This window comes from Flavobacterium sp. (genome assembly GCF_003525665.1).
Taxonomy (GTDB): Bacteria; Bacteroidota; Bacteroidia; order Flavobacteriales; family Flavobacteriaceae; genus Flavobacterium.
Genome location: NZ_DQDX01000181.1, coordinates 1 through 24,635, shown reverse-complemented (window position 1 = coordinate 24,635; position 24,635 = coordinate 1). Strand labels below are relative to the sequence as shown.

Sequence of the window (24,635 nt, the reverse complement as noted above, 5' to 3'; positions counted from 1 at the left end):
ACAAGCATCACGAATCACGATTTACAAGATTCTACGAAGACTTCTGGTTGCCAAGAAAATTTGGTTTTGATAAAAGAAGAGCTCATTTTTCAAGTCTTATTTTAACCAATCAAATGACTCGAGATGAAGCGCTAGAACGAATTTCTAAACCAGAGTTAGATGAGTTTACCTTGCAAAAAGAATTCGATTATGTAGCCGATAAATTGGGATTTACAAGAAAAGAATTAGAGGAGCTTTTTGATGGTGAAAATAAAACCTACAGAGACTATAAAAATAAAAGAAATTTAATCGGTTTGGGCACATTATTAATTCGTAAATATGGTTTAGAAAAAAGATTATTCAGATAAATGATAACAATAATAGACTATGGCGTTGGAAACATTAATGCTTTCGTAAACGTTTATAATCGGCTCAATATTAAAACTAAAATTGCAAAAACAATTGCAGATTTAGATGAGGTACAAAAAATTATCCTTCCAGGTGTAGGGTCGTTTGACTATGCTATGAAATGTTTGAATGCATCCGGAATGCGTGAGCGATTAGACGAATTGGTTATAAAAGAGAAAGTACCGGTTGTAGGAATTTGTGTAGGAATGCAAATGATGGCAAATAAAAGTGAAGAAGGAAATGTAGAAGGATTAAAATGGATTAATGCAGATGTTTTAAAATTTAATCCAAAACATATTAATTTTGTAACCAAATTGCCGCATATGGGTTGGAACGACGTTACACCATCTAGAAAAAATAAATTATTTGAAAATTTAGAAAAAGAAAGCATATTTTACTTTCTACATTCTTATTATTTCAAATGTGAGAATGAGGAAGATTGCATTGCAAAATCAGAATACGGCGACTTTTTTACATCGGCAATAAATCGTGAAAATATATATGGTATCCAATTTCACCCCGAAAAAAGTCATCAGTACGGAGAGATTTTATTGTCTAATTTTGCAAAATTATAATAATGTTACGACCAAGAATTATTCCGAGTTTACTAATTCATGATAAAGGACTGGTAAAAACTGTAAATTTTAAAAATCCAAAATATGTTGGAGATCCAATAAATGCAGTAAAAATTTTTAATGAAAAAGGTGTAGATGAACTCGCTGTTTTTGATATTGATGCTTCGGTTTTTGGAAAAGAACCCGATTATAAGTTAATAGAAAACCTGGCAATACAGTCAAGAATGCCCTTGTGTTATGGAGGCGGTATAAAAACAGTGCAACAAGCACAAAAAATATTTGGCTTAGGAATTGAAAAAATTGCCTTGAGTTCGGCAATTTGTCAAAATCCAAGTCTGGTAACACAAATAGCAGAAAAAGTTGGTTCACAAAGTGTTATTGCTGTGTTGGATGTTAAGAAAAAATTTTTAGGTGGCTATGAAGTTTATATCAACAACGGAAAAAAAGAAACGGGTATTGATGCCATACAATTTGTAGAAAAATTAGAAGCTCTTGGAGCTGGTGAAATCATCATCAATTCTATTGATCAAGACGGAATGATGAATGGCTATGATTTAAACCTTATAGATAAAATTCGACAAAAAATTACAATTCCATTAACCGTTTTAGGTGGCGCTGGAAGTTTGGAAGATATTCAAAAAGTGATTAAAGCCCACAAAATTATTGGTGTTGCCGCCGGAAGTTTGTTTGTTTTTAAAGGAAAATATAAAGCGGTATTAATTAATTACCCAAACAAGACAGAAAAAGAAAATTTATTTTAGATAAAAATGAAAATACAAAATAAAACTTTATTAATTACAGGAGGAACAGGTTCGTTTGGTCACGCCGTTTTAAACCGATTTTTACAAACAGATCATTTTAGTGAAATCAGAATTTTTTCTCGCGATGAGAAAAAGCAAGACGACATGCGTAACCAATTAAAAAGCGATAAACTCAAATTTTACATTGGCGATGTGCGTGATTACGCAAGTATAGAACGTGCCATGCGCGGTGTAGATTATGTGTTTCATGCTGCTGCATTAAAGCAGGTTCCATCGTGTGAATTTTTCCCAATGGAAGCTGTGAAAACTAATGTCATGGGTACGCAAAACGCCATTGATGCCGCGGTTGCCAACAAGGTTTCTAAAATAATCTGTTTAAGTACAGACAAAGCAGCTTATCCTATAAATGCTATGGGAATTTCTAAAGCTATGATGGAAAAAGTAGCCGTTGCTGCTTCAAGAACAATTCCTAATAATGATACTACAGTGTGTTTAACACGTTATGGAAATGTAATGGCATCAAGAGGTTCGGTAATTCCGTTGTTTTTAAATCAAATAAAAACTGGGCAAACACTAACTATTACCGATCCTAATATGACTCGTTTTTTAATGTCATTGGACGAAGCTGTAGAATTGGTTTTGTTTGCTTTTGAGCATGGAAATCAAGGCGATTTGTTTGTCAATAAAGCCCCAGCTGGAACTATTGGCGATTTGGCGCAAGCCTTGAAAGAATTGAGTAATGCTACCAACGAAATTAAAGTAATTGGTACAAGACATGGTGAAAAATTATATGAAACTCTTTGTACTAGAGAAGAAATGATTAAAGCCGAAGATATGGGCGAATTCTATAGAGTTCCAGCAGATAATCGCGACTTAAATTATGCTCAGTATTTTTCAGAAGGTGAACAAGATATATCTAAAATTGAAGATTACCATTCTCACAACACAGAGCAATTGGGTGTAGAAGGAATGAAAAAATTGTTAGTAAAATTGCCATTAATCCGAAAAGAAATTTTTGGTGAAGATGTGGCGCAGATGCCTGGGTAGGTTAGTTGTCAGTGGTCAGTGGTCAGTGTTCAGTTTTCAGTGATTAGTTTTCAGTTATTTAGAAATAGTTTTTAAATTCAATATTATGAAAGTGCTTCCGCAACTAATTAAAGGAAAAAGTCATACCGATGACAGAGGCGTTTTGCAATTTAATAATGACTTTAATGCATCAGGAGTAAAGCGAATTTATTCAATTCAAAATCGAGATACTGAATTTGTTCGTGGTTGGCAAGGTCATAAAATAGAGCAGCGTTGGTTTTCTGCCGTTCAAGGTTCTTTTAAAATTTTTCTAATTGCAATTGATGATTGGGTGACTCCTTCAACAGATTTAGAGCAATATCATTATGTTTTAGATGCGCAATCTATGGATATTTTACACGTTCCTGCTGGTTATGTTTCAAGCATTCAAGCATTGGAAGAATCCTCAAAGCTATTGCTTTTGTCTGATTATTTACTAGGCGAGATTGCTGATGAATACCGATACGATATTAATTACTTTAAAAAATAAAAGGGTTTCCCTTAAATAAGAATAAATTATGCTAAAAATAGGAATTACAGGACAAGCTGGATTTGTAGGCAAACATTTGTACAATACCTTAGCTCTTTTTCAAGAAGAATTTGAAAGAGTAGATTTTCAAAAAGAGTTTTTTGAGGATGCACTAAAGTTGAACGACTTTGTTTCGCAATGTGACGTTATTGTACATCTTGCAGCGATGAATAGACACAACGACCCACAAGTTATCTATAATACTAATGTAGGTTTAGCAACTAAATTAGTTCAAGCACTTGAAGCTACCAATAGTAAAGCTCATGTCATTTTTTCATCATCAACTCAAGAAGAAAGAGACAACTTATATGGTAAGTCTAAAAAAGAAGCAAGAGAATTATTAGCCAATTGGGCAAAAAAATCAGAAGGAAATTTTACCGGATTAATTATTCCGAATGTTTTTGGTCCATTTGGTCATCCCAATTATAATTCGGTTGTAGCTACTTTTAGTCACAAAATTGCTAGAAATGAAACACCAACTATTGATGTTGATGGCGATTTAAAACTTATTTACGTTGGTGAATTGGTAGATGAAATCCTAAAAGAAATTAGATCTGGTGAAAGCAAAGACGAAGTTTTAGTTCCACACACATCTCAATCGAAAGTTTCCCAATTGTTATCACTTTTAGAAAAATACAAATCCGATTATCAAGACAACGGAATAATTCCAGCATTGAACAGCAAGTTTGAGGTGAATTTATTCAATACGTTTCGTTGTTATATGGATATTGCCAATCATTTTCCAGTAAAGTTTACGCAACATACCGATCCAAGAGGCGCATTTGTTGAGGTGATTCGCTTAAATGTTGGCGGACAAGTTTCTTTTTCTACAACGGTTCCAGGTATTACTAGAGGAAATCATTTTCATACTAGAAAGATTGAACGTTTTGCGGTAATAAAAGGTAAAGCATTAATTCAGTTACGACAAATAGGAACTCAAGAAACGCACGATTTTTATTTAAATGGTGACGAACCTGCCTATGTAGACATGCCAGTTTGGTACACGCATAATATTAAAAATGTAGGTGACGAGGAATTGTATACTATTTTTTGGATAAATGAATTTTATGATCCAAATGATCCAGATACTTATTTTGAAAATGTGTGATTGTTTCACGCAGATTTTAAAAGATTGAAAGGATTTTTAAATTTTATTTAGATTTATTATAATCCGATTTGCATAGTATTTTGATTATGTTTAACTATTTCACGTAGAGTTAAAAGATTAAAAGGATATTTTTGATTTGGTTTTTGAATTTTAGATTTATTTATTTTATTAACTGATTGAAATGGAAGACGAAGAATTGACGTATCAAATTAGAGGATGTATTTTTAATGTTTACAATAAGTTAGGTCCAGGTTTGTTTGAATCTGTTTATGAAGCTGCATTGTGTTATGAATTGAATAAGGTAGGTTTAAAGTTTAAAAGACAGTTGGAATTGTCTGTTCATTATGAAGATATAATTTTGGATGTTGCCTTTAGAATTGATATTTTAGTAGAAAATAAAGTTATTATAGAAATAAAATCAGTTGAAGAATTGTCTAAAGTACACTATAAACAAATTATTACGTATCTAAAGCTAACTTCAATTCCAATAGGATTGTTGGTGAATTTTAATACAGATTCTATAAAAGAAAATATAAAAAGAATTGTAAATAATCATATAAATTAATTTTTAGCTAATTAAACAATTGGGATATAACATTAGGAAAGAAATCCTTTCAATCTTTTAAATCTGCGTGAGGTAACAAAAAGATGAAAGATTAAAAAAGAAATATAAAGAATATGAAAGCAAGATTAAAAGTAATGACCGTTGTCGGTACACGACCAGAAATAATTCGATTATCAAGAGTGATGGCAGCTTTAGACCATTCAGATGCTATTGAGCACATTATAGTTCATACAGGACAAAATTATGATTACGAATTAAATCAAATATTTTTTGATGATTTAGGAATTCGCAAACCCGATTTTTTCTTGAATGCAGCTGGAGTAACTGCAACAGAAACCGTAGGTCAAATATTAATAAAAATTGATTCCTTGCTTGAAACTGAAAAACCAGATGCCTTTTTGGTTTTAGGTGATACTAATAGCTGTCTTTGTGCTATTCCAGCCAAAAAACGTCATATTCCAATTTTTCATATGGAAGCTGGAAATCGTTGTTTTGACCAACGTGTTCCTGAAGAAACCAACCGTAAAATTGTAGATCATGTTTCTGATATTAATTTGACTTACAGTGATATAGCAAGAGAGTATTTACTTCGCGAAGGTTTGCCGGCCGATAGAATTATCAAAACTGGTTCACCAATGTTTGAAGTTTTAAATCACTATTTGCCATCAATTGAAGCATCAGATGTTTTGGAGCGATTGCAACTTGAAGAAGGTAAGTTTTTTGTTGTTTCCTCTCACAGAGAAGAAAATATCAATAGCGAAAAAAACTTTAGAGGTTTGATGGATAGTCTTAATTTAATTGCAGAAAAATACAATTATCCAATTATTGTAAGTACGCATCCAAGAACACGAAATATGATCGATAAAAAGAACATTGAAATGCATAAAAATTTACAATTTTTAAAGCCATTGGGTTTTAATGATTACAATGCCTTGCAAATGCGTTCTTTCGCGGTTTTATCCGATTCTGGGACAATCTCAGAAGAATCATCGACCTTAAATTTTAGAGCTCTAAATATAAGAGATGCACACGAACGTCCAGAGGCAATGGAAGAAGCATCCGTGATGATGGTTGGATTAAATCCAGAACGCATTATGCAAGGATTAGTGCAATTGCAATATCAAAAAGTAGGTAAGGAGCGTAATTTTAGACCAGTTGCTGATTATTCAATGCCAAATGTATCCGAAAAAATGGTTCGTATCATTTTGAGTTATACCGATTATATTAAAAGAACTGTTTGGAGCGAAAATTAAAATGAAAGTACTTTTTCTAACAATGTCTAAAATAAATTCCTTTTCAGATAGAGGTATTTACACTGATCTTCTTCGTAAATTTTATGAAGAAGGCCATGATGTTTTTGCTGTTTGCCCAATAGAAAGACGCGAAAAAAAGAAAACCGAAGTTAGAAAAGAAAAACAAGGAACACTACTAAATGTTCAAACACTAAATCTTCAGAAAACGAATATTGTTGAAAAAGGATTTGGAACATTAGCAATTGAATATCAGTTTCTAGCGGCAATCAAGAAACATTTTTCTGAAGTAAAATTTGATGTAGTAATCTATTCAACGCCACCAATTACATTTTCTAAAGTCATCAATTTTATAAAAAAACGTGACAAGGCTTATTCCTATTTATTGCTAAAGGATATCTTTCCGCAGAATGCAATTGATATGAAAATGCTAAAAGAGAATGGCATTTTGCATAAAATGTTTGTCAAGAAGGAACAGAAATTATACGCAATTTCCGATACTATTGGATGCATGTCTGAAGCCAATAAAAAGTTTGTTTTAAAACACAATCCATCTATTAATTCCAATAAAGTCGAGGTAAATCCCAATACGATTGAGCCATCTGTTTTTAATCAGAGTTTAGACCAAAAAACAGCTATAAAAATAAAATACAAGCTTCCGATAAATAAAAAAATCTTTGTTTACGGAGGAAATTTGGGAAAACCACAAGGCATTGATTTCTTACTGGAAACTATCGCAGCCACCAAAAATAAAGATGTTTTTTTTCTCATTGTAGGTTCTGGAACAGAATACAATCGTGTCGAGAAATGGTTTCTAAATAACAAGTCAGAAAACGCAATTCTTTTAGCTGGTTTACCAAAACAAGATTACGATTTGTTGTTGCATGCCTGCGATGTCGGATTGATATTTTTACACAAGAATTTTACAATTCCTAACTTTCCGTCAAGGCTTTTGTCTTATTTGGAAATGAAAATGCCAATTATTGCTGCAACTGATGCTTCAACCGATATAGGAACTATTATCGAAGAAAATAATTGCGGTTACAAAGTAATTTCGGGAGACACAAAAAACATGCAGCTTGCCATTAATAAAATAATTTCTGACGAAGAAAATTATAAAAGAATGAAGGAAAGTGCATGGAATTTATTGCAAAAGGAATATAAAGTTGAACGTTCGTACAAGTTAATAAAAGATAAAATAAATGTATAAATTGTTCTTTAAAAGAGTAATAGATTTTTTAGCAGCGGTAATTGTATTGCTGCTAATTTCTCCAATATTTCTGATTTTGATAGTATTTTTAGCTATCGCAAATGATGGAAAACCATTTTTCGTACAAAAAAGACCAGGAAAAAACGGAAAAATATTTAGTATTGTAAAATTCAAGACAATGAACGACAGAAAAAATGCAGACGGAAATTTACTATCGGATGCAGAGCGGTTGACCAAAATAGGTTCGTTTGTAAGAAAAACATCGTTAGATGAAATTCCACAATTGATAAATGTTGTAAAAGGAGATATGAGTTTAATTGGACCACGACCATTATTGGTACACTATTTGCCATTGTATAGCGACGTCCAAAAAAACAGGCATAATGTTCGACCAGGAATTACAGGTTGGGCACAAGTAAACGGACGAAATGCCATAAGTTGGGGAAAGAAATTTGAGTACGATGTTTGGTATGTTAATAATATTTCCTTGTTATTAGATATAAAAATAGTACTTTTGACAATTAAAAAAGTGTTTATTTCTGAAGGGATAAATGCAGATAATGTAGCAACAACAGAACCTTTTACAGGAAATTAATATGGGAATGATTATTAAAGCAATAGAATATGTTTATCCAAAAAACAAAGTCAGTAATGCCGATTTGGGTAAAGAGTTTCCTGATTATGATTTTTCAAAGTTTGAAGAAAAAGTAGGTATCAAAAACAGGTATTGGGTTGGTGAAGAAACCGCCTTTGATTTGGCTATTGAAGCCTGCGAAAAACTTTTTGAAACTCAAGACAGAAACGAGATCGATTATATTTTATATTGCACTCAAAGTCCTGAATATTTTTTGCCAACTACGGCATGTATATTACAGAATAAACTAGGACTGAAAAAAAATATAGGTGCACTAGATTTTAATTTAGGATGTTCAGGATTTACCTATGGCGTTAGTATTGCCAAAGGTTTACTTGGTACAGGCCAAGTAAAAAATGTATTGTTGGTTACTGCAGAGACGTATTCGAAATACCTTCATCCTAAAGACCGTTCAAACCGAGCAATTTTTGGCGATGCCGCAACAGCAACGTTAATTTCGTGTGATGAAAAAGACGGAATTGGCGAATTTCTTTTCGGTACAGACGGTTCGGGCTATGACAAACTAATTGTAAAAAACGGTTGCAGCAGATTTCCTTTCAACCAGAATGCTCCAGAAATTGTTTATGGAACAGACAACACTTATACCGATAATCATTTGTACATGAATGGTCCAGAAGTATTTAATTTTACAAACGAAGTTATTCCTAATTTTACAAAAGAAATTTTAGAGAAAAACAATCTAAGTACAGATGGTGTGGATCAGTTTGTATTTCATCAAGCCAATGCTTTTATGTTAAATTTTATGCGTAAAAGATTAAAAATTTCCAGTGATAATTTCTTTATAGATTTAGAAGATGGCGGCAATACAGTTTCTTGTACAATTCCTATAGCATTAAAAAAATATAGCGAAAGTATAGATAAAGAAACTACAATTGCTATTGTAGGATTTGGAGTAGGACTTTCGTGGTCTGGCGGAATAATAAAAATTAAAAACAAATTATAATAAATATTGAATTATGAAAACGAATGAGTTCATTTTAGGGTTAGCAGAAGAATTAGAATTAGAAACAACATTAGAAAACACTACAAATCTTAAAGATTTAGACGAGTGGGATTCTATGGCTGCAATGGTTTTGATAGGTTATGTTTCAAACGAATTTGGAGTTACACTAAATGCTGATGATATAAAAGATATTACAACTGTCGATTCTTTAATTGAAAGAATTGGATTAGAAAAATTTAACTAAGATGTTCCAAGAGTTCCAAGGTGTTGAAATTAAGGCAATAACAGCCTGCGTTCCCAAAAGAAAAGTTTTGAATGACTCTTTTGGCGAGTTATTATCGCCCAAAGAACTCAAATTTTTTGAAAAAACTGTAGGTATTTTAGAAAGACGATGGGCAGATGAAAACGTTACTGCATCCGATCTAGGATATGCAGCAGCATCGGATTTATTAGAAAAGTATAATGTTGATAAGAACGACATTAGTTGCCTAATATTTTTAAGTCAGACATCCGATTTTAAAATTCCTTTCACATCAAACATTCTTCAATCAAGATTAGGTTTAAATAAAGAAATTTTATGTCTTGATATTAATGCAGGTTGTGCTGGATTTATTCAAGGTTTAAGTACTGCATTTGCATTTGCAAAAACACAAAAAAATGGTAAAGTTCTTTTTATTGTTGCAGAAACATTATCAAAAATTTTATCAGATAAAGATAGAAGTACATCAATGCTTTTTGGCGACGGTGCTTCTGCAGTATTGATTGAAAATACAGGAACTGAAGATGCGGTATCTGTATTTAATTTCTTTTCAGATGGTTTAAATGCTGAAGCAATTCAAATTCCGGATGGTGGTTACAGAAACGGAATGTCAAAAGAAAGTTTTGATATTATAACCGATGAAAATGGAAATCAGAAATCTAAATTAAATTTGTCTATGGATGGACCAAAAGTTTTTGATTTTACATTAAGAGAAATTTCTGGAAGTATTGAAGATTTACTTCAAAAATCAGATACTCCAAAAGAATCAATAGACTATTTTTTATTACATCAGTCCAACCAGTTTATAATTAAACAAATTGCTTCTCAATTGCAAATCGAATCCAATAAAATGCTCATTAATATACAAAATTTCGGCAATACTAGTGGTGTTTCTATTCCGCTTTTAATTTGTTCTAATCAACAAGAATTGCAAAACTCTAATAAAATTGTAATGAGCGGTTATGGTTCAGGTTTAAATTGGGGAAACTGCATTATTGATATATCAAAAACTACAATTTTTAAGATAATAGAAATATAAAGTTATGAAAGCTCTAATTAAGCCAAATGAATATTTTGAGAAAGAAATCTTTCAAAAAGAAAAAACAAATCTTTTTTCAGAGGTTTGGAATTTTGTTGGATTTACGTCTGATTTTACTGAAATTAATGATTTTGTAGTTTCCAATATATCTGAAACACCAGTAGTAATACAAAACGTTAAAGGGACAATTAAAGCGTTTAAAAACGTTTGTTCTCACAGACATTCTCTAATACAAACAGTAGAAAAAGGAAATCGTCCATTAATGTGTCCGTATCATGGTTGGGCATACAACGATAAAGGTGTTCCGTTTGGAATTCCTAAAAAACCTTTTTTTGGTTTTTCCAAAGATGAATTGGAGTGCTTAAAACTTCAGGAATATTCTATTGAAATTTGTGGAACTTTAGTCTTTTTAAAAGTAAGAAACGACGAAATATCCTTAAAGGATTATCTTGGCGATTTTTATTCAGAAGTTGAGGCCATGTCAAATAATTTTGGAAAATTAATCGATGTAAACGAAATTGAAATTACATCTAATTGGAAAATTGTTGTCGAAAATACTTTAGAAAGCTATCATGTAGCATTAATTCACTCAGAAACTTTTCAAAAACTTGGAGCATCTGGATTGGATTTTACATTTTCAAAAAACAATTCGTCTTGGGATGCAGAGGTTTTATTACAAGAAAACGAAGGAAAGCAAGAAAAGGTTCACAGACCATTTCAGCAAAGAAATTATAAAATTGACGGATACAAACATTTAATTTTATTTCCTAATGTGCTAATTTCTTCTACTTATGGAGTTTCTTTCAATTTATCTCATATAATTCCTATTGATGAAGATCGAACTTTGTTCAAAAGTTATGTTTTTATTACTAAAAAAGAGGCGTCAGAAAAAGTAAGTCCAATAGAAAAAATGTATGAAGACAGTCTTATAGATTTTAACCGAAAAGTTTTTGACGAAGACAAAGCAATTTGTCAACAAGTTCAGAAAGGTGTAAAATTTTCATCCTATGATGGAGAATTAAGTCAAGAAGAAGAACGTGTATTGCATTTTCAACAACAATATAAAGAATATTTGAAATGATTAAGGATAAAAAAATTTTAATTACTGGAGCAACTTCTGGAATCGGATTGGCACTTTGTGAGTTTTTGCTAATGCATAATTGTACTGTTATTGCAGTTGGTAGAGACCAGAGCAAAATTGCTCAATTACAAAGTCAGTTTAGTGAAAGTCTTCAATTTGTTTCTTTAGATTTAAATGAATTTAATTCGTACACAAAAATTTTTGATGAAGCACTTGCAGGTCAAAAATTAGACGGATTTGCTCATTGTGCTGGAATGGAAGAAACGCTTCCGTTAACAATGTACAATCCAGAGAGTATAGCAAAGATATTTAACATTAATGTTTTTTCTGGAATTGAATTATTACGATCATTTTCTAAAAAGAAATATTCTAACGATGGTGCTAGCGTAGTTTATATTTCTTCAGTAATGGGAGAATTAGGACAACCAGGTAAAATAGGATATTGTTCTACAAAATCTGCAGTATTAGGTGTTGTAAAGTCCTCTGCTTTAGAATTGGCAAAAAGAAAATTTCGTGTAAATGCAATTTCACCTGGAGTTGTAAATACTCCAATGACACAAAAATTATTTTCTCAAATTGAAGACGAAAATATAGAAAGAATTAAGCAAATGCATCCGTTGGATATTGGTGAAGTAGAAGATGTTGTGCCGATGATTGCTTTTTTGCTTTCGGATAATAGTAAATGGATAACTGGACAAAATATCAAAATAGATGGAGGATACTCAATTCAATAACGAAATAATAATTATTGGAGCTGGTGGATTAGCTCGAGAAATTGTTAGCTGGAAAAATATATCGGGTGAAAAATTAAACATTGTTGGATGTGTGGATGATTTTTATGATTCTTCTGTACAGAAAGAGAATGTGCTTAATGTTATTGGTAAAATCGACTTACAATCTTTTAAAGAGAATCAGGTTGCGCTTTGTGCCATTGCAGATTGTGATAGAAAACAAAGCCTGTTTGAAGAAGCAAAGTCATCAAATAAAAAGTTTGTTCAATATATTCATTCTACTTGTTTAATTGGTGAGAGAACAACTGTTGGAGAAGGACTGGTGCTCTTACCTTATGCTTTAATTTCTTGTGACGCAGAAATAGGTGATTTAGTATTTATTAATAATGGATCGCAAATCGGTCATGATGTTAAAATTGGTAATTTTACAAGTATTATGGCAAACGTCGATATTGGTGGCGGAGCGCAAATTGGCAATAATGTTTTTATAGGTTCAAATGCTGTAATTCTTCCTGGTGTAAAAATTCCAGATAATACAAGAATTGGTGCAGGAGCTGTTGTATTAAGGTCAATAAAACAAGCAGCAACCTATTTTGGTAATCCAGCCAAGAAAATATTCTAATCCACAATTTAAATGTCAACCAAACGTATAATTGATTTTTGCATTTCTTTTTTGGCATTAATTTTTATATTCTGGATTGTAACTTTTATATTTATTTTAGCACTTTTCGACACTCAGTCTAACGGATTTTTCACTCAAAAAAGAGTAGGTCAGTTTGGGAAACCATTCACTATTTTTAAGATTAAAACAATGCATCCTAAAACTAGAACTATTTCTAGTTTTGGTAAGTTTTTGCGAAGAACTAAATTGGATGAGCTTCCGCAACTATTTAATATTATCAAAGGCGATATGAGCTTTGTTGGACCAAGACCAGATATTCCCGGATATTATGACGTTTTGGAAGGTGAAAACAGAAAAATTTTAGAATTAAAACCCGGACTTACCAGTGAAGCTTCCATAAAATATAGAGATGAAGAAACGTTGCTGCAGAGTGTTTTTAATCCAAAACAATATAATGATGAAATAATTTTTCCCGACAAGGTTAAAATGAATTTAAATTATTACTATAATCACAACTTATTAATTGATCTAAAAATTATTTTAAAAACTATTTTTTTGTAGTACTAATTCTATTAAAAACACGTACTTTTACGTGTATCTTGTAAGTTTTTTTTATCTATTTTTGTAAAATCAAAATACCGCTATGAATAACGATAAAATATGGTTGTCTTCACCACATATGGGTGGCACTGAACAAAAATTTGTAAATGAAGCATTTGACACTAATTGGGTTGCTCCTTTAGGACCAAACGTAACCGGATTAGAGCAAGATTTAGAGTCTTACTTAAAGCAAGATTGCCATGTTGCTGCATTAAGTTCAGGAACAGCTGCCATTCATCTGGGTTTAATCCTCCTGGGAGTTCAAGCTGGCGATGAAGTAATTTGTCAAAGTATGACTTTTTCAGCTTCGGCTAATCCAATATTATATTTAGGGGCAACTCCTGTTTTTATTGACAGTGAAACCAGCACTTGGAATCTTTGTCCGGTTGCTCTTGAAGCTGCAATCATTGATCGTATTGAGAAAGGCACAAAGCCAAAAGCCATAATTGGTGTTCACTTGTATGGCGTTCCTTATCAAGTAGATGCGGTTCATGCTGTTGCAAAAAAGTATGATATTCCAGTTTTAGAAGATAGTGCAGAAGCATTAGGAAGTTCTTTTAAAGGTCAAAAATGTGGTACTTTTGGAGATTTTGGTGTACTTTCGTTTAATGGAAATAAAATAATTACTACTTCTGGTGGTGGTGCTTTGGTTACAAAAAATCTAGAAGATAAGGCAAAAGCAGTATTTTTTGCTACACAATCTAGAGACAACGCACCTCATTATCAACATTCAGAAATTGGTTATAATTATAGAATGAGTAACATTTGCGCAGGCATTGGTCGTGGTCAAATGGAAGTATTAGACCTGCACGTTCAAAAACGAAGAGAAATGCAACAGTTTTACACTGAGCTTTTTAAGGATATTGAAGGTGTTACTGTATTTACAGTTCCTAATGACGATTATTTTGCTAATTATTGGTTGAGTTCTATTGTAGTTGATTCAAATAGAACTAATGGCAAAACTAGAGAAGATTTACGCATTTACTTAGAGTCAAAAAATATAGAAAGTCGTCCGTTGTGGAAACCGATGCATTTGCAACCTATTTTTGAAAAATATCCTTACTACGGAACCTATATTTCTGAAGGATTGTTCAACAACGGATTGTGCTTGCCATCAGGATCTAATTTAACTGATGAAGATAAAAATAGAATTCAAACTGAAATTCATGCTTTTTTTAATTAGAAAATAGTTAATATAATAATTACTATCTNNCTAAAATCGATTACCGATTTTAGCAACTTGGGTTATTTACCTCGTTGGTTAATTTTAATAATTGATTTAGCCATTGTAACGGTGAGTTTTTTATTTACGCACAAGATTTTTTTAGAAATGGGCTTGGAATACATGTTGTATTCTAGAATTATATTTTATTTTTTCAGTTACCTTTTTTTGCACGTACTGTTTTTTTGGATTTTTAGAACCTATTCTGGAATCATTAGACACTCCTCCTATATTGATGCAATAAAGATTTTTACAGCATTATTATTTGTGCTAGTAACTTGTATCTTTTACAATGTTATTCATACCTATTTCTTTAAAGAGAAGATTTTTATGAATACTGGATTATTCATAAATACCGTTTTGTCTTTTGTTGGTTTGTTTATTTATAGAATAATTGTAAAGCAAGTGTTTGAACACTACATCAGAGATAAAAAATCAGATTACTTAATAAAAGCTTTAATTTATGGTTCTGATGCTAATGCGATATCTATTGCTAAAGCACTCGAACTAGAAACTCCTGGTAAATTCAAAATTGTTGGATTTCTTGATAAAGGCAATAAAAATGCAAGTAAACGCATCATGAACTTGCCTATAATTAATGTAAATAAGCGAATTCCTGTAATCATGCGTGCTTTAAATGCTACGGCTTTGATCATGGCTGATAAAAGTTTGTCTAAAAATGAAAAACTAGCAATAGTTGACGATTGTTTAGAGTACAATTGTAAAGTATATACTGTTCCAGTTATTTCTGATTGGGAAAATGAAGAAGAAATTTCAAAAAGTATTAAAAGCTTTGAAATTCATGATTTGCTAGAACGAAAGCCAATTGTATTGGATAACAATGCCATTTCTAATCAATTGTTCAATAAAGTTGTATTAATATCTGGCGCTGCTGGTTCTATTGGAAGTGAAATAGTAAAGCAAGTTATTTCTTTTAATCCAAAGCACATTATCTTATTAGATCAAGCCGAAACGCCTTTGCATCACATGAGTTTGGAGGTTGGAACCTATTTTCCAAAAGAAAAAGTAAGTTGTGTAATTGCAGATGTTAGAGAACGTGACGGCATTAGAGCTGTTTTTAAAGAGTTTAAGCCCGATGTAGTTTTCCATGCTGCAGCCTACAAACACGTACCTTTAATGGAAGACAATCCATCACAAGCAATTTTTGTGAATGTGCAAGGAACTAAAAATATTTCTGATTTTTCTTATGAGTTTAATGTAGATAGTTTTGTAATGGTTTCTACAGATAAAGCCGTGAACCCAAGTAATGTAATGGGTGCAAGTAAGCGAATTGCTGAGAAATATGTTCAAGCATTGCATCATAAAGCATTAAAAAACAAAGATTGTACTACGCGATTTATAACTACTCGTTTTGGAAATGTTTTGGGTTCTAACGGTTCTGTTGTTCCTTTATTTACCAGTCAAATTGCAAAAGGTGGACCAATTACAATAACACATCCCGATATTATTCGTTATTTCATGACCATTCCCGAAGCTTGTCAGCTTGTTTTAGAAGCAGGTGTTATGGGTAAAGGTGGCGAAATATTTATTTTTGATATGGGTAAACCAGTTAAAATTATTGATTTGGCATATAAAATGATTCGTTTGGCAGGATATACACCCGATAAAGAAATTAAAATTGAGATCGTTGGTTTGCGTCCTGGTGAAAAGCTGTACGAGGAATTATTAAATGACACTTCTAAAACCATGGCAACACACCATGAGAAAATTACCATAGCTCAAGAAGAATACGAAGATTTAGAATTGGTTCAAAATTTGGTTAAGGAATTGATTAAGATTTCTAAAGATTTTTCTAAAAATGAGATTGTTGCTAAAATGAAAGAAATTGTACCCGAATTCAAGAGTATGAATACTGATTTTGATTGTTTGGATAAATAAATTTATAAACTTTAATGTGACTGTTTATTTTTGCATAAACTACTAAAAAATTGTTACTTCAAATCATTATTTGTAATCTCTATTTTTCATAATTAGATTGAAGTAGTTGCTATAGTTGTTAATTTATAAATTGTTTAAATAAATAGAATTACCTTTGCTTAAAAAATTACCTATGTTAAAAAAGAATATTGTAAGCCTTTTAGTATCATTACTGCTGTTAAGTTCTTGCGCCTCAAGAAAAGATTTGGTGTACTATCAAAATGTAGATTCAGTTCAAATGACTAATTCTTCTTATGAATCGGTTCTACAACCAGATGATTTACTTACTGTAATTGTAAGAGGTGATAATCCAGAAGCGGTTCTACCCTTTAATATGCCAAACATTGCTTATGCAGGTACTGACCAAAATGGTTTTGAAGTTCAGCGTCTTTTTACCTATCTAATTGATAGTGCTAATACTATAAATTTTCCATTAGTAGGTAAGATTAAAATAGGTGGATTGACTAGAATAGAAGCCGAGAAATTGCTAATTGCTGAAATATCAAAATATGTCAAAAACCCTAAAGTTGATCTTAGAATTCTAAATTTTAAAATTACGGTTCAAGGTGAAGTAAATAAGCCAGGAACTTATCCAATCAATTCTGAGCGTATTACAGTTTTAGAAGCTTTAAGTATAGCTGGCGATTTAACTATTTATGGTAAAAGAAATAATGTGCTTTTACTTCGTGAAGTAGATGGCGAAAAGAAAATTGTAAGGATGGATCTTACAAAAGCTGATTTTATTAATTCTCCTTATTATTACTTGCGTCAGAACGATGTTTTGTATGTTGAACCTAATAAAACTAAATTAAATTCTGCAGCTGTTGGTCCAAATACTGGCGTAATTTTGTCTGCAGTATCACTACTAGTCACTGTAATAGCCCTAACTATTCGATAACTTAAAATGGAAAAAAATAATTACCACACAGATTCAACTAGCAATCAAGAAAGCTTTTCTCCCGATTTTAATATTCGTGAAGAATTAGACAAATATTTATTTTACTGGCGCTGGTTTATTGTTTCTGTTATAATTGCACTTGTTTTAGGATTAGTTTATTTACGATATACAACACCTATTTACAGTGCATCAACCAAAATCTTGGTTAAAGATGATAAAAAAGGAGGTTTAGCTTCGGAGTTTTCAGAATTATCTGAAATTGGTTTGTTAGGAAAGGCAAAATCTAACGTTGATAATGAGATTGAAATTTTAAAATCTCGTACTCTAATTGAAAAAACGGTTAAAGATTTACGTTTAAATTATATCTATATAAGAGAAGGAATCGTTAAAACAGGTGAAGTCTATAAAGATTCAGATGTTATTATTGATTTCACTTCTAGTTTGTCTTACGATAAGGTAAAAACTAAAAAAATTAAAATTGAAGGAGTTTCTTCTTCAAAATTTAATTTATTTACTAGTGATGATAAAAAAATTGGTACTTACAATTATAATCAAACAATTTCTTTAAGCGATGGTAAACTAACTGTAGTTAAAAATCCAAGAGTAAATAGCAAAACAAATTTTAGTGAATTCTCAATAGTTTGTATTGTCTATCCAGTGCAAAAAATTACACCCAAATATACGAATGAAATAGGTGTTAGTTTAGTTGGTAAAAATACTTCGGTACTAGAATTGACATACAAAGATGCGGTTCCCAAAAGAGCTGAAGATTTTTTAAATGCCTTAGTATCTATTTATAATAATGAAGCTATAGCAGATAAAAGTTTAATTTCTGAAAAAACCTCCAATTTTATTGCTAAACGTCTTCAATTGATTACTGATGAACTTACTGTTGTTGAAAAAGACGTAGAATCTTTTAAGAAATCCAATAATTTAACTGATATTCCTTCAGAAGCCGAGATGTATCTGGAAAACTCATCAATGTATGAAAAAAGCATTATTGATACTCAAATTCAACAGAATGTTGTGGCATCTATAATCAACTTTTTTAAGAAAAGTGATACATCCGATTTGATTCCATCAAATTTAATTACAGGAGAATCAGAAGCTAACCAGTTAATAGAGCAATATAATAGGTTAGTGTTGGAGCGCAATAAAGTTTCCAAAGGCGCTACAGATTTAAACCCAATAGTTGCAAATTTAGACCAGCAAATACGCTCTTTAAAAGTTAACGTTTCACAAAGCTTACAACGTCTACAATCTAATTTGGAGATTAAACGAAGAAATTTAAACAATCAGGATAATGTACTTTCAGGTAAAAAGAAAGAAGTTCCAAGATTAGAACGTCAATTTAGAGTAATAGATCGTCAACAGAAAGTAAAAGAAGAACTTTATCTCTATCTTTTACAAAAACGTGAAGAAACGGCATTAACTCTTGCAGCAACAGAAAATAATGCTAAAGTAATTGATGCTGCCAAAGCTTCAGATTTGCCAGTTAGTCCTAAAAAGACGATGATCTTGTTTTTGTCCATGATCATTGGTTTATTAATACCATTTGCTATTATTTATCTTAACGACTTACTAAATACAAAAATTAAAACGCGTCTTGAACTGGACAAACGTTTGCAAATTCCTTTCTTAGGTGATATTCCTAGATCAGAATCTTATGAAGAAATGATGAATACTAATAGTCGTTCAAGTTCAGCCGAAGCTATTCGTATTGTTCGTACCAACTTAGAGTTTATGTTGTCTAAAGTGGTGCCAGGAAAAGCTAAAACCATCTTTGTAACCTCTACTATTCCAGGAGAAGGTAAAACTTTCGTGTCTGTAAATGTAGCTGGAACTATTGCCTTGTCAGGTAAAAAAGTACTTTTAGTTGGGTTGGATGTTCGTAATCCGAAATTAGCCGAATATTTACCGATCAATCCAAAAGGTGTAACTAATTATTTATCAGGAAAAGAAGATAGTTTAGACAGTTTAATTACTCCATTACAAAATTACAAGAATTTTGATGTCTTATCTTCTGGAATTATTCCACCAAATCCAGTAGAGTTATTAATGGATGATCGTATCACTAAAATGTTCGACGAATTGAAGTCGCTTTACGATTATATTATTGTAGATACAGCTCCAGTAAGTTTGGTTACAGATACCATTTTAGTCGCCAATAATGCCGATGCCTTTATCTATGTAGTTAGAGCTAATTATTTAGACCGTCGTATGTTGCGTGTTCCAGAAATGTTCTACAACGAAAAGAAATTACCTAATATGTCAATGGTTCTTAATGATACTAAATTAACCAATAAAGGTTACGGCTACGGCTATGGCTACGGCTACGGTAACGAACAAGAAATTAAAAAACCTTGGTATAAAACCCTTTTTGGAATTTAAGTATCCTAAAAATTACATAAAAAAAACTCCATTTTACATGAATTGTAGAATGGAGTTTTTCCTTTTATGATAAAAGTTTAAACACAAATTACACGAATTAGCACGAATAATTAAATTGTCGACTGTACGAATTGAATTTGATGAATCAGATTTTCTATAAAGTCACTATTTTAATTTGTGCAGATTCGTGAAATTCGTGTGAAAGAATTTATTTAAAAATCAAAAAACTGATTTTTTTCAAGTAGTACTTCCAATTCTTTCGATTCTGAGATTATTAGTCTAGAACTAAAACTTTCAATGTGTTTACTGTGATGAATGTCGGAACCTGAAAAAGAATACATCTTTTTTTGAAGTAATGCATCGGCAATTTTAGCGACTTCTTTTCCGTAATATCCCACAGTTGAAAGTAAATTTAACTGCAACAGACAACCCGAATTAATGAGTTTTTGGTATTCATTAAACGATTTATGATAAAATAAATAGCGCTCCGGATGTGCCAAAACTGGCTGATATCCAGCTATTCTTAAATCAAATAGTATTTCGTATAATTGAATTGGCGGATTGATGTACGACATCTCTACCAACACATAATTATCCTTCAACGTAAGCAATTTTTCAGATTGAAACAATGTGCTGAATTCCGAGTCCATCATGTATTCGGCTGCAGCCTTGAAATGTCTGTTTTCTTCAGGTAATTGAGGTAGCGTAGCGTTAAAGGTAGTTGTTATTGATTCGGTTGTGTTTTCCCAAATACCGCTAATAATGTGTGGTGTAGTGATGCATTTAGAAAAACCCATTTGTTTCATCTTGCTATGCAACATTTTGGTGTCTTCAATGGTTTTGGCACCATCATCAATGCCAGGTAATAGATGCGAATGGATATCAATATAATCATAAGGAATTAAATCCTTCAATACAGGCTTGTTTTTTTTAAAGAAATTCACAATGTTATTTTAATATAATGTTATCAATAATAATACCAAAGAAATTAAACGTAGAATATACTAAAGTAGTATATTTGTTTTTTTAGAATTAATTTAAATACTATTATTTATTCAACCCATGCAAAAGCAGGAAGATCAAAATTGGGATTTAGTAATAAAAGGACATTCGTCACTATTCGATTTAAAGTTTGGTGATTTATGGCGTTATCGAGATTTACTTGTGATGTTTGTAAAAAGAGACTTTGTTAGCTTCTATAAGCAAACCATTCTTGGACCAATTTGGTTTTTTATCCAACCCATTTTTACTACAATCGTTTTTTCATTTGTATTTGGAAAGCTTGCCGGAATAAGTACCGATGGTGCGCCCAAATATCTTTTTTATTTAACAGGAATTACATCATGGGCTTATTTTTCTGATTGTCTTACAAAAACCAGTACCGTTTTTAGGGACAATGCGGGTATTTTTGGTAAAGTATATTTTCCAAGATTGATTATGCCGCTAAGCATTGTAGTTAGTAATTTAATCCGTTTTGGGGTACAATTATCATTACTACTTTGTATGATGACTTATTTCTACTTTTTTCCTATTGCTGGCGCAAGTTTTCACGTTACTTATGCTATTTTCTTGTTTCCAGTTTTAGTACTACTAATGGCGCTTTTGGGTTTAGGGCTAGGTTTAATTATTACTGCAATGACTACTAAGTATAGAGATTTAAGTTTCTTGGTTACTTTTGGGGTGCAATTACTGATGTACGGAACAACAGTAATATATCCATTAAGTTACGCTCGCGAAAAAGGTTACGGGCACATAGTAGAGTTAAATCCAATGACCGGAATTATAGAGATATTTAGGTACGCATTTTTAGGAAAGGGAGAATTTACAGCTTTCAGTTTAGGATATTCTGTTTTAGTAACAATTGTGATTTTGTTTTTTGGAATAGTAATTTTTAACAAGACAGAGAAAAACTTTGTAGATACAATATAATGGCAGATACAATTATAAAAGTTGAAAATTTATCGAAAGCCTACCAAATTGGTCAAATTGGTTCCGGAACTATTTCGCGCGACATTGACCGAGTTTGGCAAATGAAAGTGCTTGGTAAAGAAGATCCATTTTTAAAAGTTGGTGAAACCAATGACCGAAATACTAAGAGCGACAGCAATATTGTATGGTCATTAAAAGATATCAATTTTGAGGTAAATCAGGGAGAAGCTGTTGGAATTATTGGTAAAAATGGAGCAGGAAAAAGTACGCTATTGAAATTATTGTCTAGAGTTACAAGTCCGACAACTGGACAAATAAAAGTAAAAGGTAGAATTGCAAGTCTGTTAGAAGTAGGAACAGGTTTTCATCCCGAATTGTCAGGAAGAGAAAATATCTACCTTAACGGAGCAATACTCGGAATGCGAAAAAAAGAAATTACCAGAAAATTAGATGAAATTATAGATTTTTCTGGAGTGGAAAGATATATTGATACTCCGGTAAAAAGGTATTCTTCAGGAATGTACGTAAGATTGGCATTTGCTGTTGCCGCCCATTTAGAGAGTGAGATTCTTATTGTAGACGAAGTTTTAGCCGTTGGTGATGCCGAATTTCAGAAAAAATGTCTGGGTAAAATGGGCGATATTTCTAAAGGAGAAGGACGGACGGTTTTGTTTGTGAGTCATAATATGTCGGCTGTTAAGAGTTTGTGTAGCAGAGGAATTGTTTTGGAGAATGGCAAATTAGTTTTGAACTCTGACGCAAATAATGCAATTGAAAGCTATTTAAGAAACAACAGTAGTCAAGCATCTAAAGAATGGAAAAATAACTTTCCTCAATCAGAAAATTTTAAATTACTAGCAGTTAAAGTTTTAAATGATAAAAACGAAATAAGTTTAAATCATTTTATATCGAAGGAAATAGAGATTGAATTCACTTATGAGGTTTTAAAGGATAATCAAAATTATACACACGGTTTTAATTTATATAATGCTCATAACATACATATATTAAGTTCTCATGATATAGATTCTAATACTTTAAAAACTAATGTGTCAAAAGGAATTTATAAAAAAACTGTTGTTATCCCGGGTAATTTTTTAGCTGATGGTAGTTATTTGTGTAGTTTTGCATTAATGAAATATAATCCATTTATTGCTGAAATTAATGTGAATGAGATTGTTGGATTTAATGTTATTGATGAAATAACAAATTTGGATTTAAGAGGAAGTTATACTGATAAAATACCTGGTGTAACACGACCAAAATTAAAGTGGTTTTAGTATGAAAAAAAAATGGAGTGGAGAACGATTAGAAACATTTATTTATTCTCGTGATACAATAGAACATTTACACAGATATGCAATTACCTTCGAATTTATTAAAGGTAAAAATGTTCTGGATATAGCAAGTGGAGAAGGATACGGTAGTCATTTAATGTCCAGGTTTGCAATGAATGTTACCGGAGTTGATATTGATTATGAATCTGTTGAGTTGGCGAATAAAAAGTATAAGGCCAATAACATAAACTATAAACAAGGAAGTGCTACTCAAATTCCATTTGATGATAATACATTTGATGTCGTTGTTAGTTTTGAAACTATCGAACATATTGTTGAACATAATCAGATGATTATTGAAATAAAACGAGTACTTAAAAAAGACGGAGTTTTAATAATTTCTACTCCAGATAAAATGTATTATTCTGATGTAAGAAACTTTAACAATCACTTTCACGTTAAAGAGTTATATAGAGAAGAATTCAAAGATTTAATAAGTACACAATTTGATTATTGCGCTTTATATGATCAATTATATTTAAATGGTATTTCAATAATTTGTAATGAAAAGGCTAATATCAATAACCACGAAATGGTATTTACAGGAGATTATAATAAAATCGAAAATACAGTATTACATCCATTATATTTAATTGCAATTGCAGGAGTTTCTAAAGTTAAGGTAGTTGAAACATCTTTTTTTGATGGCAGCAATATAATTGTAAAAGAAGCCTTCACAGAATTTCAAAAAAGTAATGTTTATAAAGTTGGAAATTTTATTTTAAAACCTATAAAAATTTTAAAGGGTATTTTCAAATAATGTTAGCAATCATAATTCCTTACTTTAAACTTACTTTTTTCGAAGCTACTATGCAATCATTAGCAAATCAGACGGACAAAAGATTTAAAGTTTATATTGGTGATGATAATAGTCCAGAAAACCCAACTTTACTGCTTCAAAATTTTAAAGAAAAGTTTCACTTTGAGTATACCAAATTTGAAAATAATTTGGGAGGAATATCGTTAACAAAACAATGGGATAGATGTATTGAGCTTTGTGGAAATGAACAATGGATTATGATCTTAGGTGATGATGACGTTCTGTCTGATTCTGTTGTAGAAAATTGGTATAAAAATTATGCTGAATTCAATTCAAAAACCAATATTGTTCGTTTTGCGAGTATACTAGTGGATGAAAGTTCAAATCCAACTTCCTCAAAATATAGTCATCCAAAATGGGAAATGGCCACAGATTCATTTTACAGGAAATTTTTAGGAGATTCTCGTAGTTCACTGTCAGAACATATATTCTTGAAAGAGGCTTACGAAAGAAATGGATTTTACAATTATCAGTTGGCATGGAATAGTGACGATCGAGCTTGGTTAGAATTTTCGGAGGACAAGCCAATCTTTACAATTAATGAGAGTATCGTATATATAAGAATTTCGAAAATAAATATTAGTGGAAAAGCTGATAATTATTTAATAAAAAATAAATCGTTATTAGAATGTTACAAATTTTTAATTTCAAAAAAACTCTCTCACTATTCTCCGCAACAACGAACTAATATTTTAAGAAATTACGGAATAAATATAAAGA

25 protein-coding genes and 1 pseudogene are annotated in these 24,635 nt (G+C 31.4%); 25 read left to right on the top strand and 1 reads right to left on the bottom strand.

Annotated elements, in window-relative coordinates:
* The 21 genes and pseudogenes from DIU01_RS12710 to DIU01_RS12610 all read left to right on the top strand — a co-directional run.
* A pseudogene (locus tag DIU01_RS12710) lies at positions 1-347 on the top strand (LPS biosynthesis protein); the annotation flags it as partial.
* On the top strand, positions 348-962 hold the full coding sequence (hisH, locus tag DIU01_RS12705; RefSeq protein ID WP_290835026.1) for an imidazole glycerol phosphate synthase subunit HisH: 615 nt from the start codon (positions 348-350) through the stop codon (positions 960-962).
* A gap of 2 nt (positions 963-964) precedes the next feature.
* Positions 965-1,723 carry an AglZ/HisF2 family acetamidino modification protein gene (locus DIU01_RS12700; RefSeq protein ID WP_290835025.1) on the top strand — a complete coding sequence of 253 codons (759 nt, stop codon included), beginning with the start codon at positions 965-967 and terminating at the stop codon, positions 1,721-1,723.
* A gap of 6 nt (positions 1,724-1,729) precedes the next feature.
* Entirely contained in the window at positions 1,730-2,770 is a 1,041-nt protein-coding gene (locus DIU01_RS12695; RefSeq protein WP_290835023.1) for a polysaccharide biosynthesis protein, read from the top strand.
* 85 nt (positions 2,771-2,855) lie between these two features.
* Positions 2,856-3,278 carry a WxcM-like domain-containing protein gene (locus DIU01_RS12690; RefSeq protein WP_290835022.1) on the top strand — a complete coding sequence of 141 codons (423 nt, stop codon included), beginning with the start codon at positions 2,856-2,858 and terminating at the stop codon, positions 3,276-3,278.
* Positions 3,279-3,306: 28 nt separating this feature from the next.
* On the top strand, positions 3,307-4,425 hold the full coding sequence (locus DIU01_RS12685) for an NAD-dependent epimerase/dehydratase family protein (RefSeq protein ID WP_290835020.1): 1,119 nt from the start codon (positions 3,307-3,309) through the stop codon (positions 4,423-4,425).
* 181 nt (positions 4,426-4,606) lie between these two features.
* Entirely contained in the window at positions 4,607-4,990 is a 384-nt protein-coding gene (locus DIU01_RS12680) for a GxxExxY protein (protein WP_290835018.1), read from the top strand.
* 113 nt (positions 4,991-5,103) lie between these two features.
* Positions 5,104-6,243: a non-hydrolyzing UDP-N-acetylglucosamine 2-epimerase gene (gene wecB, locus DIU01_RS12675; protein WP_290835016.1), complete on the top strand. Its 1,140-nt coding sequence runs from the start codon at positions 5,104-5,106 to the stop codon at positions 6,241-6,243.
* Position 6,244: 1 nt separating this feature from the next.
* Positions 6,245-7,450, top strand: coding sequence for a glycosyltransferase family 4 protein (locus DIU01_RS12670; protein ID WP_290835014.1), 1,206 nt, complete (start codon positions 6,245-6,247; stop codon positions 7,448-7,450).
* Positions 7,443-8,045 (top strand): sugar transferase, encoded by a 603-nt coding sequence (locus tag DIU01_RS12665; RefSeq protein WP_290835013.1) that lies wholly within the window; start codon positions 7,443-7,445, stop codon positions 8,043-8,045. The genes DIU01_RS12670 and DIU01_RS12665 overlap by 8 nt, the downstream gene beginning before the upstream one ends.
* Before the next feature lie 7 nt (positions 8,046-8,052).
* Positions 8,053-9,048, top strand: coding sequence for a ketoacyl-ACP synthase III (locus DIU01_RS12660; protein ID WP_290835011.1), 996 nt, complete (start codon positions 8,053-8,055; stop codon positions 9,046-9,048).
* A gap of 13 nt (positions 9,049-9,061) precedes the next feature.
* The gene (locus DIU01_RS12655) at positions 9,062-9,292 is read left to right on the top strand and encodes an acyl carrier protein (RefSeq protein ID WP_290835009.1); all 231 of its coding nucleotides are present in this window, start codon (positions 9,062-9,064) and stop codon (positions 9,290-9,292) included.
* Between the two features lies 1 nt (position 9,293).
* Positions 9,294-10,346, top strand: coding sequence for a ketoacyl-ACP synthase III (locus DIU01_RS12650; protein WP_290835007.1), 1,053 nt, complete (start codon positions 9,294-9,296; stop codon positions 10,344-10,346).
* A gap of 4 nt (positions 10,347-10,350) precedes the next feature.
* Complete coding sequence (locus DIU01_RS12645; RefSeq protein WP_290835005.1) at positions 10,351-11,427, top strand: aromatic ring-hydroxylating dioxygenase subunit alpha; 1,077 nt, start codon at positions 10,351-10,353, stop codon at positions 11,425-11,427.
* On the top strand, positions 11,424-12,161 hold the full coding sequence (locus DIU01_RS12640) for an SDR family NAD(P)-dependent oxidoreductase (protein ID WP_290835003.1): 738 nt from the start codon (positions 11,424-11,426) through the stop codon (positions 12,159-12,161). Before DIU01_RS12645 ends, DIU01_RS12640 begins: the two co-directional genes overlap by 4 nt.
* The gene (locus DIU01_RS12635) at positions 12,139-12,780 is read left to right on the top strand and encodes a NeuD/PglB/VioB family sugar acetyltransferase (RefSeq protein WP_290835001.1); all 642 of its coding nucleotides are present in this window, start codon (positions 12,139-12,141) and stop codon (positions 12,778-12,780) included. The genes DIU01_RS12640 and DIU01_RS12635 overlap by 23 nt, the downstream gene beginning before the upstream one ends.
* A gap of 12 nt (positions 12,781-12,792) precedes the next feature.
* Positions 12,793-13,341 (top strand): sugar transferase, encoded by a 549-nt coding sequence (locus DIU01_RS12630; RefSeq protein WP_290834999.1) that lies wholly within the window; start codon positions 12,793-12,795, stop codon positions 13,339-13,341.
* A gap of 82 nt (positions 13,342-13,423) precedes the next feature.
* Positions 13,424-14,563, top strand: coding sequence for a DegT/DnrJ/EryC1/StrS aminotransferase family protein (locus DIU01_RS12625; RefSeq protein ID WP_290834997.1), 1,140 nt, complete (start codon positions 13,424-13,426; stop codon positions 14,561-14,563).
* A 369-nt stretch (positions 14,564-14,932) separates the two neighbouring features.
* Entirely contained in the window at positions 14,933-16,501 is a 1,569-nt protein-coding gene (locus tag DIU01_RS12620; protein ID WP_290834995.1) for a nucleoside-diphosphate sugar epimerase/dehydratase, read from the top strand.
* Between the two features lie 172 nt (positions 16,502-16,673).
* The gene (locus DIU01_RS12615; RefSeq protein ID WP_290834993.1) at positions 16,674-17,438 is read left to right on the top strand and encodes a polysaccharide biosynthesis/export family protein; all 765 of its coding nucleotides are present in this window, start codon (positions 16,674-16,676) and stop codon (positions 17,436-17,438) included.
* A 6-nt stretch (positions 17,439-17,444) separates the two neighbouring features.
* A complete protein-coding gene (locus DIU01_RS12610) occupies positions 17,445-19,829 on the top strand; it encodes a polysaccharide biosynthesis tyrosine autokinase (RefSeq protein ID WP_290834991.1) in 2,385 nt (794 codons plus the stop codon).
* A gap of 212 nt (positions 19,830-20,041) precedes the next feature.
* Here the strand turns inward: DIU01_RS12610 and DIU01_RS12605 are convergent, their stop codons facing one another.
* The gene (locus DIU01_RS12605) at positions 20,042-20,776 is read right to left on the bottom strand and encodes a CpsB/CapC family capsule biosynthesis tyrosine phosphatase (protein WP_290835028.1); all 735 of its coding nucleotides are present in this window, start codon (positions 20,774-20,776) and stop codon (positions 20,042-20,044) included.
* A 115-nt stretch (positions 20,777-20,891) separates the two neighbouring features.
* On the opposite strand from DIU01_RS12605, the gene DIU01_RS12600 reads away from it, so the two are divergent.
* The 4 genes from DIU01_RS12600 to DIU01_RS12585 form a co-directional block, all read left to right on the top strand.
* Positions 20,892-21,758: an ABC transporter permease gene (locus DIU01_RS12600; protein ID WP_290834989.1), complete on the top strand. Its 867-nt coding sequence runs from the start codon at positions 20,892-20,894 to the stop codon at positions 21,756-21,758.
* Positions 21,758-23,038, top strand: a complete 1,281-nt coding sequence (locus DIU01_RS12595) for an ABC transporter ATP-binding protein (protein ID WP_290834987.1) — start codon at positions 21,758-21,760, stop codon at positions 23,036-23,038. The genes DIU01_RS12600 and DIU01_RS12595 overlap by 1 nt, the downstream gene beginning before the upstream one ends.
* Position 23,039: 1 nt before the next feature.
* A complete protein-coding gene (locus tag DIU01_RS12590) occupies positions 23,040-23,855 on the top strand; it encodes a bifunctional 2-polyprenyl-6-hydroxyphenol methylase/3-demethylubiquinol 3-O-methyltransferase UbiG (protein ID WP_290834985.1) in 816 nt (271 codons plus the stop codon).
* On the top strand, positions 23,855-24,635 hold a 781-nt coding region (locus DIU01_RS12585), incomplete at its 3' end, for a glycosyltransferase family A protein (RefSeq protein WP_290834983.1). The genes DIU01_RS12590 and DIU01_RS12585, both read left to right, overlap by 1 nt.